The organism is Shewanella sp. DW31, from assembly GCF_015767295.1.
Lineage (GTDB): Bacteria > Pseudomonadota > Gammaproteobacteria > Enterobacterales > Shewanellaceae > Shewanella > Shewanella oncorhynchi.
On record NZ_JADWMP020000011.1, the window covers coordinates 40,024 to 54,963 of the forward strand.

The window sequence follows — 14,940 nt, forward strand, 5'->3', positions numbered from 1 at the left end:
TAAGGGGCTATATCAAAAACTAAGGGGTAGTTGTTGGCCATGCTAACTAACATGTCGGGTTAACGATAATGTTAGCTAACACACCAGACTAGCCCTTGCAGACAAATAAACGAAAACACGCCCGCTAACACATCGTCAATCATAATGCCAAAGCCACCATGAACTTTAGCATCGAGCCATCGAATAGGCCAAGGTTTGATGATGTCGAAAAAGCGAAATAAACCAAAGCCCACTAACAACCAACCCCAACCACTTGGTGCCGCTAGCATAGTGATCAGTAGTCCAACCACTTCATCCCACACAATAGCACCGTGATCGTGAACCCCCATGTCTTGCGCCGCTTTACCACAGATATAAAATCCTGCGAATACACCCACTAAGGTTAAGCCGATATACCAAGTAAGTGGTAAGGGCGCCATCAATAAATAGAGGGGAATAGCAGCTAAGGTACCAAAGGTTCCGGGCGCTTTAGCGGCGAGTCCGCTACCAAATCCAAGTGCCAAAAAGTGGACAGGATTTTTTAATGACAGGCGCATTAGCACCTGATCCTTTGACAACCATTTCATTAACATGCTCTTAGCTTAAAAGTGCTCGAAACCGTGATAAGGCGGTGTAAACGGCTCACCATTGAGTTGCAACTTGAGCTTACTGCCCGCACAAATTTGTCCAACACGAACAAACTTTGCTCCTGCATGGCTTAATGCCGTCTCAAGCGCACCTTTTTGCGCTTCAGGAACGGTGAACAGCAATTCATAATCTTCGCCCCCCGTCAGCGCATAACCTAAGGCATGCTCCTCGCTGACGGTATCTTGCATCGCGCGTGAAAGCGGGATGCAATTAACATCCACCACAGCACCAACTGCCGAAGCCTTAAGCACATGACCGATATCCGAGATAAACCCGTCGGAAAGATCGATTGCACTGGAGGCAAGCGAACGCAAAGCTTGGCCCGCTAAGACTCTTGGTGTTGGACGATAATGGCGATTAATCAGGAATTCTTTATGCTCGGCTCTGGCCTGTTGTGCGCCTCGAATGATATCCAGACCTAAGGCTGAATCTCCGAGCGTGCCCGTGACATAAATCCAATCACCGGCTTTAGCACCATGACGCGTGAGTGCCTTACCCTGTGGGACTTGGCCGTGCACTGTGATGTTAATCGCCCGTGGACCACGAGTCGTATCGCCGCCAATTAAGGCGATGCCATAGTAATCGGCCGCTTCAAACAAGCCTTCACTAAAGCCACTTAGCCAAGTCTCATCGACTTCGGGTAGCGTTAAGGCAAGCGTCATCCACGCGGGTTCAGCGCCCATGGCAGCCAGATCAGATAAATTTACCGCTAAGGCTTTGTAACCTAAGGCAGCAGGAGGCATATCGGGGAAGAAATGGACATTTTCAACTAAGGTGTCACAGGAGATAGCGATCGACTTGTTTTCTGCAGGTTGCACTAAAGCGCAATCGTCACCGATGCCAAGATTCACATCACGGCGAGTGGGGCCGCGGTTGCTAAAATAACATTCAATTAATTGGAATTCTTTCACTGTACAGTTTGGCACGACTTACATCGGCCACCTTTGTTAGCAATGAAAAACGGTATCCTAAGATACCGTTTGTCTTTATTACTTGCGTGCAACCAGTTTGTCGAGCAGTCCGTTCACAAACTTATGACTCTCGTCCGCACCGAAAGCTTTTGCCAACTCAATCGCTTCGTTAATCGCGACCTTGTATGGCACATCTTTACGGAAAGTCAGCTCATAGGTCGCTAAACGAACTATGGCTTTCTCTACTGGAGACACTTCATCAATCGGGCGTTCCAGATGCGGGATGATCAGCTCATCCAATTGGGTTTTCTTCGTTGCAACGCCTGAAAATAGCTCACGAAAATAAGCTACATCAACACCGTCGAGACTTTGTTCAGTTAAAAACTCATGCTCGACATCGGCAATATTATTCCCGCTTAGTTGCCATGAATAGATGGCTTGAACGGCTAAACGGCGGGCCTTGCGGCGCTCAGAAGGCTTCATTATTTTTCCTACTATAACAACTGTTGTTCAAGTTCTTGCAGAACATTGACCATTTCAAGCAGGCTTAAAGCAGCTTCGCCGCCTTTGTTACCCGCTTTGGTACCTGAACGTTCAATCGCTTGTTCAATGGTATCAGTGGTCAAAACACCGAAAGCAACAGGCAGATCAAATTCTAAAGCAACTTGAGCTAGACCTTTATTACATTCGCCTGCAACAAAATCAAAATGAGGAGTACCACCACGGATCACCGCACCTAATGCGATAATACCGTCGAATTTACCACTGGCAGCTACGCGACGCGCAGCTAGCGGCAACTCAACCGCACCTGGTACACGGACAACAGTGATATTGTCGTCGCTGACTTGGCCAAAACGTTTCAGCGTGTCAAGTGCACCTTCAAGCAAGCTCTCAACTAAAAAGCTGTTGAAACGCGAAATTACAATCGCAACTTTGGCATTTTTCGCTTCGATATTACCTTGAACTACGTTCATTATCTTACCTAATTTAGCTAAAGCACCCAGCTCGGGGCGAAAAGTGGCGACATGATATCACAGCCAATTGCCCAGAGCCCTATGCAAATTATCAGAAATTGTTAATTTTACTTCAGTGTAACTTTGGGTTTCAGTCCGCCACATACTCAGTCACTTCAAGGCCAAAGCCTGAAAGTGAGTGGTAGCGTTTAGGCGAACTGAGCAGGCGCATCTTAGTCACACCAAGGCTGGCGAGAATTTGCGAGCCAACACCCACACGGCGCGACGTCCCCTGCCATTTTGCAGAAGCAGGCGCTTGGCCTTGATCTTCAGCTTCAAAGGCTTTCACCTTAGAGAGGATTTCACAGGGATGCTCTTGATTCCCGAGTAAAACCAATACACCACCTTCTGCAGAAATACGCTCCATCGCCTTTTCGAGTGGCCAGCTGCGTTGCTGATCGCGCTCTGAGTGGAGTAAATCGTTGAAGGTATTTTGCAAATGCACGCGCACCAAACAATCTTCTTTCACCTCACCTTTGACTAAGGCAAAGTGCAATTGATTGTCGATAGTGTCTCTAAAAGTCACCATATCGAACTCACCGAAACGGGTCGGTAATTTGCATTTAGCTTCGCGCACAACCGTGGTTTCTTTGGTATTGCGATACTCGATTAAAGCCGCGATAGTGCCGATTTTGATGCCATGTAACTCGGAGAAAATTTCTAAATCGGGGCGACGTGCCATAGTGCCGTCTTCGTTCAAAATCTCAACGATAACGCCCGATGGCTCAAGTCCCGCAAGACGGGCTAAATCACAGCCAGCTTCAGTGTGGCCTGCGCGGGTTAATACGCCGCCGTCCTGTGCCATTAACGGGAAGATATGCCCTGGTTGCACTAAATCAGACGCTTTAGCCTCTTTAGCCACCGCCGCTTTCACCGTTACAGCGCGATCGTGGGCCGAAATACCGGTAGTCACACCTTCTGCCGCTTCAATAGAAACCGTAAAGTTAGTCGAGAACTGTGCGTTATTATTCGTCACCATTAAAGGCAGGTTTAACTGCTGGCAACGGGCTTTAGTCATGGTCTGGCAAATCAGCCCACGGCCATATTTCGCCATAAAGTTAATCGCTTCTGGCGTGACCATTTCGGCCGCCATGATCAAATCACCTTCGTTTTCTCTGTCTTCGTCATCCATCAAAATAACCATTTTGCCTTGACGAATATCTTCGATGATCTCTTCTATACTGTGCAGCGCCATTGTAGGACCTTATGATTTTGCTGTTATTATGAAATTCTATACCTAAATAACCTAAGCTGCCGATAAGCTTAAGTTAAATAATCTGCTCCTGTGCACTAACGCACAAAGCCGGCACGGGCTAACATTTCCATGGTGACGCCACCGCTCTTGCTGTCTTTGCCATCATAATTCATCAAGCGTTCAAGATAACGGGCGATTAAATCCACTTCGATATTCACCTTATCGCCTGCTTGCAGGTCGATTAACGTGGTTTCACCTGCAGTATGCGGCACTATGGTCAAGCGGAATCGACTACCGTCCACCTCGTTAACTGTCAGACTCACGCCATCAATGGTGATGGAACCTTTATGGGCAATGTAACGCCCAAGCTCTGCGGGTGCGGCTAACCAAAATTCAATGGCTTGACCACGCACTAAGCGTTGCTCAACCGTTGCAATACCGTCAACATGGCCGCTGACCATATGGCCGCCTAAGCGTGTAGTTGGGGTGACGGCTTTTTCAAGATTCACCTTAGTGCCCACTTTGTAGTTTGCAAAGCCAGTTAGACTCACAGTTTCAGCTGATACATCAGCCACATAACCGTCTGCTAATTGCTGCACAACCGTTAAGCACACACCGTTGGTAGCAATACTGTCGCCTAAACGCACATCGTTTAAATCCAGTTTGCCGCTCGCCACGGTAAGACGAATATCATCGCCTTTACGCTCCAGTTTGCGCAGGGTGCCAACGGCTTCAATAATCCCAGTAAACATGGTTAACTCACTTAATTAAATAAAGAAGTATCAAGCTTAACGCTTAAGATTAAACGGGTATCTGGCCCTAATTTGCGCTCATCTACCAAAATTAGTGCAGGAATGTGTGCCATGGTTTGATAATCGGGCAATTGCAGCAGATTACGCCCATGCCCACCGAGGATTTTCATCGCTTGATATAGCACTAACTCATCGGCCAGCCCCTGCGCTAAAAATGCGCCCGCTAAGGTTGCACCCGCTTCCACCAACACGTGATTACAGCTTTGGCCTAAATAGCTTAATAGTTCAGGCAATGAGACACGACCTGCAATTGCAGGTAACACGAGGCAACTCACATGGGAGGGCAATTGTGCTTGAAAGTCTGCGGGATAAGCCACGGTCGAGACCAAGAGTATCGGCGATACGATAGTCAAGCAGGCGGCCGATAACGGCAAACGGGCGCGGCTGTCGAGTATGACTCTTAATGGCTGCAGTAATTGCGCCTCGGTTACACTGTCTTTTAAGCTGCCAAGTTCCTGATAACGCACATTGAGTGAGGGATCGTCCGCCAATATGGTTTCAATTCCCGTGACCAGTGCACAAGAACGTAAACGTAATCGCTGCACGTCGCGGCGAGATTCTGGACCAGTTATCCATTTAGACACACCGTTAGACAGCGCGGTTTTACCATCGAGACTCGCAGCCAATTTGACTGTAACTCTGGGTAAACCCGATTCCATCCGCTTCATAAAGCCTACATTCAAGGCATAGGCTTCATCGCGATGTAATCCCACATCCACTTCAATACCGGCGTCACGCAGCATTTGAATGCCACGACCACCTACTTGCGGATTAGGATCTTCCACCGCCACCACCACACGTTTAACGCCAATATTGATCAGCGCCAAGGCGCAGGGCGGCGTGCGGCCATAATGGCTGCAGGGCTCTAGGGTGACATAGGCGGTTGCGCCACGGGCGTGTTCACCAGCCATACGTAGTGCGTGCACTTCGGCGTGGGGCTCACCTGCTTTTTGATGATAACCTTCACCGATGATTTGGTTATCGTTAACGATAACGCAGCCCACACTAGGATTGGGTCTTGTGGTGTAAAAGCCTTTGCGCGCCAATTGAATCGCGCGGCTCATCATTTGGGTATCGAGTACGGACCAACTTATGTTCAAGCTCATGTTCAACCCTGTTGTTAAAGGTTCCGGCTTTCACCAGTCTTACAAACCTGTCTTTTAAATTTGTGCTTTCACGCCAATAGCTCGTACACGTCTGCCTTATCGGCGACAAAACTCGATGACTACTTTTGCAGCTTGGCGATGGCTTCACCAAATTCAGACACGTCTTCAAAGGCACGGTACACAGAAGCGAAACGAATGTAGGCGACTTTATCTAGGCTCATCAATTGCTCCATCATTAAGTTACCCACCATTTCTGACGGCACTTCCCGCTCGCCAGTGGCGCGCAGGGTAGACTTGATTTTGCTGAGTGCTTGCTCGATTTCATCCATAGACACGGGGCGTTTTTCAACGGCGCGTAACATGCCACCTTGGAGTTTTTCTTCATCGAAGGGTTGGCGTGAACCATCGCGCTTAATCACCCTAGGCATGACTAACTCGGCGCCTTCGAAGGTGGTAAATCGTTCATGGCATTCGGTGCATTCTCGGCGACGGCGCACTTGGTGGCCTTCCGCCACTAATCGAGAATCGATGACTTTAGTATCTGTCGCGCTGCAAAATGGACAATGCATTGAGCCTCCTGCCAGTGAATGATCGTAAAGCGTTAATGGGTTTACCTGTTAAATATCAGTCAAAAGCCATGGATTTAAACTTAAGATTTTACCAATAAAAATGGCCGCGAGATGCGGCCATGGGATTTTATCCTATTTATGGGCTGAGGTTAACTACCTGAGCTTAACAACTTAATGTTAAGTGCCTGATGCTAAGTACCTGATGTGACAAGTATCAAGTCAGTCGGCGATCAATCTCGGCCCTTCATCTACTAAACGTAGATGCATAGGCAAATTAGCCGTAAACAGGGAAACGTGCACACAGTGCCAATACTTGGCCCTTAACACGCTCAATCACAGCAGGATTGTTCGCATCATCAAGGATGTCACAAATCCAGCCAGTCAGCTCTTTCGATTCCGCTTCTTTAAAGCCGCGGCGCGTAATGGCTGGCGTACCGATACGCACACCTGAGGTCACAAAGGGTGAACGTGGATCGTTTGGCACTGAGTTTTTGTTCACGGTAATGTTAGCGCTACCTAAGGCGGCATCGGCTTCTTTACCCGTTAAGTCACGACCAATCAGGTCAACTAGCATTAAGTGGTTGCTGGTTCCGCCAGAGACGATTTTGTAACCGCGCTCAAGGAACACTTCAACCATAGCTTTAGCGTTGTTAACCACTTGCTGTTGGTAAACTTTAAATTCTGGCTCTAGGGCTTCTTTGAACGCCACCGCTTTACCGGCGATAACGTGCATCAATGGGCCACCTTGACCGCCTGGGAATACCGCAGAGTTCAACTTTTTGTACAAGTCTTCATCGTCAGCAGCAGATAGGATCACGCCACCACGAGGACCCGCTAAGGTTTTGTGGGTCGTAGATGTCACAACGTGCGCGTGTGGTACTGGGTTTGGATAAACGCCCGCAGCAATAAGACCGGCAACGTGCGCCATGTCGACAAATAAATAAGCACCGATTTTGTCTGCGATTTCACGCATTTTTGCCCAATCAACGATACCTGAATAAGCAGAGAAACCGCCGATCATCATCTTAGGCTTGTGTTCTATGGCAATACGTTCCATCTCTTCGTAGTCAATTTTGCCAGACTCGTCGATACCGTAAGGAATGATGTTGTACAGTTTGCCAGAGAAGTTAACCGGTGAACCGTGGGTCAAGTGACCACCGTGAGCTAAGTTCATGCCCAGTACGGTATCGCCAGGTTTTAACAATGCCATGTAAACCGCGCTGTTTGCCTGTGAACCTGAATGAGGTTGTACGTTAGCGTAAGTTGCGCCAAACAGTTGTTTAGCACGTTCAATCGCTAAGGTTTCAACTACGTCCACATACTCACAACCACCGTAGTAACGCTTGCCTGGATAGCCTTCAGCGTACTTATTGGTTAACTGTGAACCTTGCGCTTCCATCACGCGTGGACTGGTGTAGTTTTCAGAAGCAATCAGCTCAATATGCTCTTCTTGACGCAGAGTTTCATTCTGAATTGCGTTAAACAGTTCCGGATCATAATCTGCGATATTCATATCTTTTTTCAGCATTGCTTACTCCAGCTGCCAATTCTTATAGGTAGGGTTGCGCGGTATTCTACTCGGAACGCGGTCACAATCCCAGTATTTGAAACATGAAATTCCTGCAGAGAGTGCTTGAACTTGGCTCATTGTCGAGTTGAGTTCGGCGCGCAATCGAGTAGAATTAGTCGCATCATTAGTCACTTAAGATAGAGAAAAATGGCTCAGTTTGTTTACAGCATGCTGCGGGTGGGTAAAATTGTTCCGCCTAAGAAGCAGATCCTTAAAGATATTTCTTTAAGCTTTTTCCCCGGCGCCAAAATTGGCGTACTCGGCCTCAACGGTTCAGGTAAGTCGACACTACTGCGCATTATGGCGGGTATCGACACCGAAATTGAAGGCGAAGCGCGCCCAATGCCGGGATTGAAAATCGGTTACCTGCCGCAGGAACCTAAACTCGATCCGAATCAAACCGTACGTGAAGCGATTGAAGAAGCGGTAGCAGAGGCAAAAAATGCCCTGACTCGCCTCGATGCCGTTTACGCAGCCTACGCCGAGCCGGACGCCGATTTCGACGCCCTTGCAAAAGAGCAAGGCGAACTCGAAGCCATTATCCAAGCCCAAGATGCCCATAACTTAGAGTACGTCCTTGAGCGCGCCGCCAACGCCCTGCGTCTGCCAGATTGGGATGAGAAAATCGAAGTATTATCCGGTGGTGAACGTCGCCGCGTGGCGATTTGTCGCTTGCTGCTTGAAAAACCAGAAATGCTGTTACTGGACGAACCCACCAACCACTTGGATGCTGAATCTGTGGCGTGGCTTGAGCACTTCCTGCAGGAATATGCTGGTACTGTGGTCGCGATTACCCATGACCGTTACTTCCTCGACAATGCTGCTGGCTGGATTTTAGAACTCGACCGCGGTGAAGGTATTCCGTGGGAAGGTAACTATTCTTCATGGCTTGAGCAGAAAGATGCCCGTCTGAAGCAAGAATCAGCCACCGAAAGCGCTCGCCAAAAGACCATTGCCAAGGAATTGGAATGGGTACGTCAAGGCGCGAAAGGCCGCCAGTCTAAAGGTAAGGCCCGTATGGCACGCTTTGAAGAACTGAACACTAACGATTACCAAAAACGTAACGAAACCAACGAGCTGTTTATTCCGCCCGGACCTCGTTTAGGTGACAAGGTTATTGAAGTGAATAACCTGACCAAATCTTATGGTGACCGCGTTTTGATCGACAACCTGTCGTTCTCTGTGCCTAAGGGCGCGATCGTCGGCATTATCGGCGCCAACGGCGCGGGTAAATCGACCCTGTTCCGCATGTTATCCGGCGCAGAAAAGCCAGACAGCGGCAGCATTGAGCTGGGTGATACTGTGCAACTGGCCTCGGTTGAGCAGTTCCGCGATTCGATGAATGATAAGAACACCATTTGGGAAGAAATCTCCGGTGGTCAAGACATCATGCGTATCAACAACATGGAAATCCCGAGCCGCGCCTATGTAGGCCGCTTCAACTTCCGTGGTGGCGATCAGCAAAAAGTCATCGGTACTTTATCTGGTGGTGAACGTAACCGAGTGCATTTAGCCAAACTGCTGCAAGCGGGCGGTAACGTCTTATTACTCGACGAACCCACCAACGATTTAGACGTTGAAACCCTGCGCGCACTGGAAGAAGCGATTCTGGAATTCCCAGGTTGCGCTATGGTGATTTCGCATGACCGTTGGTTCCTCGACCGTATCGCGACCCACATTCTGGATTACCGTGACGAAGGCCAAGTGAACTTCTACGAAGGTAACTACACAGAATACTCGGCATGGTTGAAAAACACCTATGGCGCCGATGTGGTTGAGCCACACCGCTTGAAATACAAGCGCATGATAAAGTAAATCTAGAATCTAGAATCTAGAATCTAGACAAGTGTAAATCTGAGGAGTTTAGCTCGAAAGGGTTAAGCTCCTTTTTTATGGCATCCAGTTACGCTATGAGTGCTGTAGACTTTGGCACTATTTCAAAGGTGCTATTTCAAACTGGCACGATTTCAATTCAAGCTGGCAAAGTAGGCCACCAGCATGTCCATCATCACCCTAAGTGCAGGCTGCATATGTTTGCGGGATTGATACACGCCATATACACCGAGGGACTGCGGCTTAAACTCCATTAATAAAGGCACTAGCTGACCCGAGTCTAAATAGGGTTTCGCCGCCCAAACGGGCTGCATAGCGATCCCCTCACCTGCCAGCGTGGCATTGAGCACCACCATGGAATCATTGGCGCTAAAATTCCCATTCACAGGCACGTTAAATACTTGACCTTGGTTTAACTTAGGATCGGAGTTCTGCGTCTGGGCCTGTTTCGCAGCCACATCGCTTTGATAAAACCGCCACATCACATCGCCAAAATAGGAATAGGTTAAACAGTTATGCTGAGTTAAATCCTCAGGATGCAGCACGGCGGCGCGCGCGGCAAGATAACTCGGGGCAGCGCACACAACAGATTCACACTCCCCTAAGCGCCTAGCGATAAGATTGGGATCGAGTTCATTGGTGATGCGAATAGCCAGATCAATACGCTCGGCGACTAAATCGACGGTTTGGCTGCTCACGTGGAAATTCACGCTCGCCTGCGGATAACTGGCTAAATATTGCTGTACCACGGGCGCTAAAATCTGATGCGCCAAAAACTGGGAGCAACTAATACGTAGCAATCCCCGCGGAATCGCCACAGCGGCGTGGCTTACCGCAGGTACTTCATTAGCCAATTCGAGCAGTCGATGGCAATAATCCAGCACTTGCTCACCCGCGGGCGTTAAGCTGAGACTGCGCGTCGAACGATGCAACAATCTAGCGCCGGACCATTCTTCCATTTCGCTCAAGTAACGGGTCACCATAGAACGCGACATATCTAAGGCATTGGCGGCGCTGATCATGCTGCCGCGCTCAACAATAGTCACAAACACCTTAGCCGCTTCGAGTCTATCCATGATTTATCTCCACTCACATTCAATCAATCAATAACTTTCAATCACTCGAAGGCCCACTCACATACTCGCGTATCCACATAGCTAATAGCTATATAGTTAATAACTAAGAGTGCAATAGTACACGCAGCAATTCATCCGATTAATGCAACAAACATGGGCAGATACTCGCATTTATCTATTGATTTTTGCAACCTATACTTAACTCACTTTTTGCAGCAGCTGCAAATCAATGAATGCTAAATCGAACCTTTTACTCTTTCACCCTGTGACTATAAGTGAGCCCCAAATGAACACATCAACCTATGCAATACGTAACACAGTTAACGCCACATTGAAGGCCTCATCTAAAATCGGCCTAGCCGCCACTTTACTGCTAGCAGGATTTGGCACGGTCAATGCTGCGCCATTGCAAGTGAGCCATTTTAATCCGGGCGAAAACAGCATCTTTGCCGTGTCATCAAGCTTTATCAGCGGCGAGCGTGAAATGATGTTAGTCGATGCGCAATTTCAAAATAACGATGCCCAAACATTGGTCGACACCATTAAGGCCAGCGGTAAAAAGCTGACTCAGGTGTATATCAGCCATAGCGATCCTGATTTCTATTTCGGCTTAGCCGTGATTAAAAAGAATTTCCCCGATGCACAAATCGTCGCGACTCAAACCACAGTCGATGCGATTAAAGCCTCAATGGAAGGCAAACTCGCCTACTGGGGGCCGATTTTAAAAGATAATGCGCCAAGCGAATTAGTGTTACCTAAGGCGATTCACAGTGACACTTTTACTATCGACGGTGAGCAAGTGATTATCAAAGGTTTTAATGATAAACACCCTAAACACACTTTCCTGTGGGTGCCATCGGCAAAAACTATTACAGGTGGCGTAGAAGTATTTGATAACACGCATGTTTGGATGGCTGACACTCAAACTGCCTCTGAGCGTCAGGAATGGTTAACCCATTTAGATGCAATGGAAAAACTGCTGCCGACCACAGTGATCCCAGGGCACTATTTAGGCGAAGCGCGATTTAATACCCACGCCATCGGTTTTACTCGTGAATATGTAAAAGCCTTTGAAATCGCTGCAAAAGCCTCGAAAGATTCCGCCGAATTAATCCAAAAGATGCTGGCGCTATACCCACAAATGCCAGCCGATGCAGGGCTTGAGATCAGCGCCAAAGTTTACATGGGCGAAATGACCTGGCCTATGTAAGCCCAGCCATATCTATCTAGGCGATTAGATACAAGCATTTAAGTGAAAACAGTTAAAGACAGGCACGTGAGCGATTGCGTGCCATTTTTTAGCTAAATAACGGTACCAACCTAACTATTTTAATCGATGTTCTCAAAGGGCTTAAGTCGCTAATGTCGCGACGAACTTAAGCCAAAAGGTTTAACTATGACTCAGCCAACAACCCATCCAACTAGCACAACCAGCAGCACAGCAACGGCCAAAGAGCGCACTCTGCACGCCATTATCGACCCTTTATGTGGTTGGTGTTATGCCGCAGCGCCTTTACTCGATGCCGCCGCAAAAGCAGGCTTTACCATTAAGCTCCACGGCGGCGGTATGCTCACGGGCCCAAGACGTAAACAAATCGATGCTAACTGGCGCGACTATGTTATGCCCCACGATCTGCGTATTGCCGAGCTAACCGGACAACCTTTTGGGGAAAACTATTTTGATGGTCTGCTGCGCGATACCACAATCGTACTCGACTCGGCGCCTCCTATTAAAGCCATGCTCGCAGTCGATGCTATGGGTGGCGACAGTTTGGCCTATCTACACTCAGTACAACTGGCCCATTACCGTGATGGTCACAGCGCCAGTGATGAAGGTAATCTCGCAAGGTTAGCCGCTGAACTTGGGCTCGACCCTATAGGCTTTGCGCAACATTATGCCCAAGGTGAAGACAAGCTATATGAGCATATTGTTGAATCCAGAGCATTACTGAATCTGATAGGTGCCCAAGGTTTCCCTTCAATGGCTATAGAGGATGATGACGGCAACATAACCGCCATTAATATCAACCGCTTTTATGGCCAACCCGCCCAGTGGTTAAGCCATCTTGAAGCACAGTTTGAGTCGTAATCATGCCAACGCTTAATGGTGTTCCAACAAACTCTTTAGTGAGTGAGCCTGCTCAGTTAAATCTTATCGAAACAGCAAGGCAAACTGATGCGAATCTTGCACTTGTCAAAAGTACTTACGCAGGACACAGCTCTGCCGAAAATGCCAAAAATCTTGAGCATGCACTGGCAAATGACGCACGCTGGACAGAGGCGGTAGGTTTTCCCTATGCGGGCACTTACATAGGTTTTAGCGCGATAGCCGCCAATGTGTTCGCCCGCCTCGAAAAAGAATGGGATAACTATTGCGTCGATATCGAAGACTATGTGGCGCAGGGTGATAAGGTTTTTGCCTTTGGCACTTATTCAGGTACTTATGTCAAAACGGGCAAACATTTTACCGCTCGAGTCGCCCATTTATGGAAGATACACAGCGGAAAAATCGTCAGTTTTGAGCAGTTTGTTGATAGTTATACCGTCGTCAATGCCATGTAATTGCCAATACCCATAACAACAGTTATGCACGATAGAAATGCCATGATGGAATAACTGAATCACGAGGCGGGCAAGTTTAATTTAGCCCGCCCCACGACTTGCCGATGTTAAGCCTTATCCGTATGATTTAGTGTTTTCAATAGGTTGAGCACTTGACATTAAGTACTTAAGATTAGGCACTTGCGATTAAGCGTTTGGATTAAGCGCTTGAAATTGAATTCGTCAAGCTGCACGTTCGAAGACTCATCAACTCAAGTGTCTAAAATGAAAAAATGAATAACTAAAACAAGAACAAGGATGCGGTCTAATGCAAATCAATTCGATGCCAGTCGGGGCTCACCCAATCACGCTATCTATGACGCGACTTAGCCGAGCCAGCCAATGGATACTCAAGCAACAGAGAAAATTCACGCCCCTGTTATGGCTTGTCACCGCACTCCCCTTTACCTCACTTGCGTTTATCTCACTGACGACCAATGCAAGTGAAACTGATACAGAGTTAAAAATTCAAGAAAGCAGCATCACCGATGGCCCTTATGTGTTTTTAGATGATGCTCAAAAGGACACTGCCTATTGGATTTGCCAGAGTGAGCTAAAACAAACGCCGATTGCGAAGGCGCAGTTAACTCGCCCTGCCAGTTGCGGTGAATTACCCCAACCGCACCTTCATACACAAACTGTCACGGTTGAGCCAGATACCTTCACCCATATCAGCAAAATTGTCGCCCTTAGCGATGTACACGGCCAGTTTGATGTAATGATTAACTTGCTAAAAGCCCATCAGATTATCGACAAAGATAACCACTGGGCCTTTGGTGACGGTCATATGGTGATGACGGGCGACATGTTTGACCGTGGTCATCAAGTCAATGAAGTATTGTGGTTTTTATATTCCTTAGACCAAGAAGCCCAAGCTGCGGGCGGACGCTTACATCTACTCATGGGCAATCACGAGCAAATGGTGTTTCGCGGCGACTTACGCTACGTCAACGAACGCTACCAAGTCTCGGCAGATTTACTCAAACGCAGCTACGATGCGCTCTACAACAAAGACACCGAAATAGGCCAATGGCTTCGCAGCAAACATACTTTAGTCAAAATCAATAATATCTTGTTTATGCACGGCGGCATCAGCCCTGAATGGGTCGAGCGTAAATTAAATATCAGCGATGCTAACCAATTATTTCGTCAGCATTTAGATGATAAAAAAGCCGATTTGAAGCAAGACGATTTACTCAACTTTTTGTTTTTTACCAATGGTCCAACTTGGTATCGCGGCTACTTTAAAGATGAACTGAAAGAGTCGGATATCGATAGCATACTGAGCTATTTCAAGGTCGATCATATCGTCGTAGGGCACACATCGCAGGAACAAGTACTTGGGCTTTATCATAATAAAATCATTGCGATAGATAGCAGCATTAAGAATGGTAAATCCGGTGAGCTGTTACTTATCGACGCAGGAAAACTCCGCCGAGGTTTGTATCAGGGTGAGCAGGTTTCGCTATAACCTGCCTCACTAATATCTTTTGCGCCAATACGTGAATGAGCTAGCGCCCCGCTGGGGCAATAAGGCATGAATGAGCAAGGGTAAAATGGGCGCCCGCCATGGATCTAAATCTGCACAACGCTCAATCGTATGGCGCTCAATATGCACCCATCTTAA

At 47.9% G+C, this 14,940-nt stretch carries 15 protein-coding genes; 5 read left to right on the plus strand and 10 right to left on the minus strand.

The genetic code is table 11. From position 1 onward, the window contains the following. Positions 1–71: 71 nt before the first annotated feature. The 9 genes from GWI56_RS10975 to glyA form a co-directional block, all read right to left on the minus strand. On the minus strand, positions 72–566 hold the full coding sequence (locus tag GWI56_RS10975; RefSeq protein ID WP_198572912.1) for a phosphatidylglycerophosphatase A: 495 nt from the start codon (positions 564–566) through the stop codon (positions 72–74). A gap of 15 nt (positions 567–581) precedes the next feature. Continuing rightward, positions 582–1,538 (minus strand): thiamine-phosphate kinase, encoded by a 957-nt coding sequence (thiL, locus tag GWI56_RS10980; protein WP_198572950.1) that lies wholly within the window; start codon positions 1,536–1,538, stop codon positions 582–584. 78 nt (positions 1,539–1,616) lie between these two features. Further along, positions 1,617–2,021: a transcription antitermination factor NusB gene (nusB, locus tag GWI56_RS10985; protein ID WP_006082638.1), complete on the minus strand. Its 405-nt coding sequence runs from the start codon at positions 2,019–2,021 to the stop codon at positions 1,617–1,619. An 11-nt stretch (positions 2,022–2,032) separates the two neighbouring features. Next, the gene (gene ribE / locus GWI56_RS10990) at positions 2,033–2,512 is read right to left on the minus strand and encodes a 6,7-dimethyl-8-ribityllumazine synthase (RefSeq protein ID WP_006082639.1); all 480 of its coding nucleotides are present in this window, start codon (positions 2,510–2,512) and stop codon (positions 2,033–2,035) included. Between the two features lie 130 nt (positions 2,513–2,642). Continuing rightward, complete coding sequence (ribBA, locus tag GWI56_RS10995; protein ID WP_028761388.1) at positions 2,643–3,746, minus strand: bifunctional 3,4-dihydroxy-2-butanone-4-phosphate synthase/GTP cyclohydrolase II; 1,104 nt, start codon at positions 3,744–3,746, stop codon at positions 2,643–2,645. Positions 3,747–3,841: 95 nt separating this feature from the next. Beyond that, positions 3,842–4,498 carry a riboflavin synthase gene (locus GWI56_RS11000; RefSeq protein WP_113939349.1) on the minus strand — a complete coding sequence of 219 codons (657 nt, stop codon included), beginning with the start codon at positions 4,496–4,498 and terminating at the stop codon, positions 3,842–3,844. 11 nt (positions 4,499–4,509) lie between these two features. After that, complete coding sequence (ribD, locus tag GWI56_RS11005; protein ID WP_198572913.1) at positions 4,510–5,664, minus strand: bifunctional diaminohydroxyphosphoribosylaminopyrimidine deaminase/5-amino-6-(5-phosphoribosylamino)uracil reductase RibD; 1,155 nt, start codon at positions 5,662–5,664, stop codon at positions 4,510–4,512. 119 nt (positions 5,665–5,783) lie between these two features. Beyond that, the gene (gene nrdR, locus GWI56_RS11010; protein WP_006082643.1) at positions 5,784–6,233 is read right to left on the minus strand and encodes a transcriptional regulator NrdR; all 450 of its coding nucleotides are present in this window, start codon (positions 6,231–6,233) and stop codon (positions 5,784–5,786) included. A 274-nt stretch (positions 6,234–6,507) separates the two neighbouring features. Continuing rightward, positions 6,508–7,761, minus strand: coding sequence for a serine hydroxymethyltransferase (glyA, locus tag GWI56_RS11015; RefSeq protein ID WP_011788583.1), 1,254 nt, complete (start codon positions 7,759–7,761; stop codon positions 6,508–6,510). A 189-nt stretch (positions 7,762–7,950) separates the two neighbouring features. Between glyA and ettA the strand changes: the two genes are divergently transcribed. Continuing rightward, positions 7,951–9,618, plus strand: a complete 1,668-nt coding sequence (ettA, locus tag GWI56_RS11020; RefSeq protein ID WP_028761391.1) for an energy-dependent translational throttle protein EttA — start codon at positions 7,951–7,953, stop codon at positions 9,616–9,618. Between the two features lie 152 nt (positions 9,619–9,770). Here ettA and GWI56_RS11025 read toward each other — a convergent pair whose 3' ends face one another. Then, complete coding sequence (locus tag GWI56_RS11025) at positions 9,771–10,712, minus strand: LysR family transcriptional regulator (RefSeq protein ID WP_198572914.1); 942 nt, start codon at positions 10,710–10,712, stop codon at positions 9,771–9,773. A 286-nt stretch (positions 10,713–10,998) separates the two neighbouring features. Between GWI56_RS11025 and GWI56_RS11030 the strand changes: the two genes are divergently transcribed. From GWI56_RS11030 to GWI56_RS11045, 4 genes are all read left to right on the plus strand, one after another. After that, complete coding sequence (locus GWI56_RS11030; protein WP_198572915.1) at positions 10,999–11,922, plus strand: MBL fold metallo-hydrolase; 924 nt, start codon at positions 10,999–11,001, stop codon at positions 11,920–11,922. A gap of 186 nt (positions 11,923–12,108) precedes the next feature. Beyond that, positions 12,109–12,801, plus strand: a complete 693-nt coding sequence (locus tag GWI56_RS11035; RefSeq protein ID WP_198572916.1) for a DsbA family protein — start codon at positions 12,109–12,111, stop codon at positions 12,799–12,801. A 2-nt stretch (positions 12,802–12,803) separates the two neighbouring features. Next, positions 12,804–13,274, plus strand: a complete 471-nt coding sequence (locus GWI56_RS11040) for a nuclear transport factor 2 family protein (RefSeq protein ID WP_198572917.1) — start codon at positions 12,804–12,806, stop codon at positions 13,272–13,274. A 307-nt stretch (positions 13,275–13,581) separates the two neighbouring features. Then, positions 13,582–14,784, plus strand: coding sequence for a metallophosphoesterase (locus GWI56_RS11045; protein ID WP_198572918.1), 1,203 nt, complete (start codon positions 13,582–13,584; stop codon positions 14,782–14,784). Positions 14,785–14,940 lie beyond the last annotated feature (156 nt).

Excerpts from the sequence above, each read along its gene's own strand:
- GWI56_RS11035 (WP_198572916.1), top strand. The coding sequence starts at position 12,109 with ATGACTCAGCCAACAACCCATCCAACTAGCACAACCAGCAGCACAGCA.
- GWI56_RS11025 (WP_198572914.1), bottom strand. The coding sequence starts at position 10,712 with ATGGATAGACTCGAAGCGGCTAAGGTGTTTGTGACTATTGTTGAGCGC.
- nusB (WP_006082638.1), bottom strand. The coding sequence starts at position 2,021 with ATGAAGCCTTCTGAGCGCCGCAAGGCCCGCCGTTTAGCCGTTCAAGCC.
- GWI56_RS11000 (WP_113939349.1), bottom strand. The coding sequence starts at position 4,498 with ATGTTTACTGGGATTATTGAAGCCGTTGGCACCCTGCGCAAACTGGAG.
- GWI56_RS11045 (WP_198572918.1), top strand. The coding sequence starts at position 13,582 with ATGCAAATCAATTCGATGCCAGTCGGGGCTCACCCAATCACGCTATCT.
- GWI56_RS11030 (WP_198572915.1), top strand. The coding sequence starts at position 10,999 with ATGAACACATCAACCTATGCAATACGTAACACAGTTAACGCCACATTG.
- glyA (WP_011788583.1), bottom strand. The coding sequence starts at position 7,761 with ATGCTGAAAAAAGATATGAATATCGCAGATTATGATCCGGAACTGTTT.
- ribE (WP_006082639.1), bottom strand. The coding sequence starts at position 2,512 with ATGAACGTAGTTCAAGGTAATATCGAAGCGAAAAATGCCAAAGTTGCG.
- GWI56_RS11040 (WP_198572917.1), top strand. The coding sequence starts at position 12,804 with ATGCCAACGCTTAATGGTGTTCCAACAAACTCTTTAGTGAGTGAGCCT.
- ettA (WP_028761391.1), top strand. The coding sequence starts at position 7,951 with ATGGCTCAGTTTGTTTACAGCATGCTGCGGGTGGGTAAAATTGTTCCG.
- ribD (WP_198572913.1), bottom strand. The coding sequence starts at position 5,664 with ATGAGCTTGAACATAAGTTGGTCCGTACTCGATACCCAAATGATGAGC.
- GWI56_RS10975 (WP_198572912.1), bottom strand. The coding sequence starts at position 566 with ATGAAATGGTTGTCAAAGGATCAGGTGCTAATGCGCCTGTCATTAAAA.
- ribBA (WP_028761388.1), bottom strand. The coding sequence starts at position 3,746 with ATGGCGCTGCACAGTATAGAAGAGATCATCGAAGATATTCGTCAAGGC.
- nrdR (WP_006082643.1), bottom strand. The coding sequence starts at position 6,233 with ATGCATTGTCCATTTTGCAGCGCGACAGATACTAAAGTCATCGATTCT.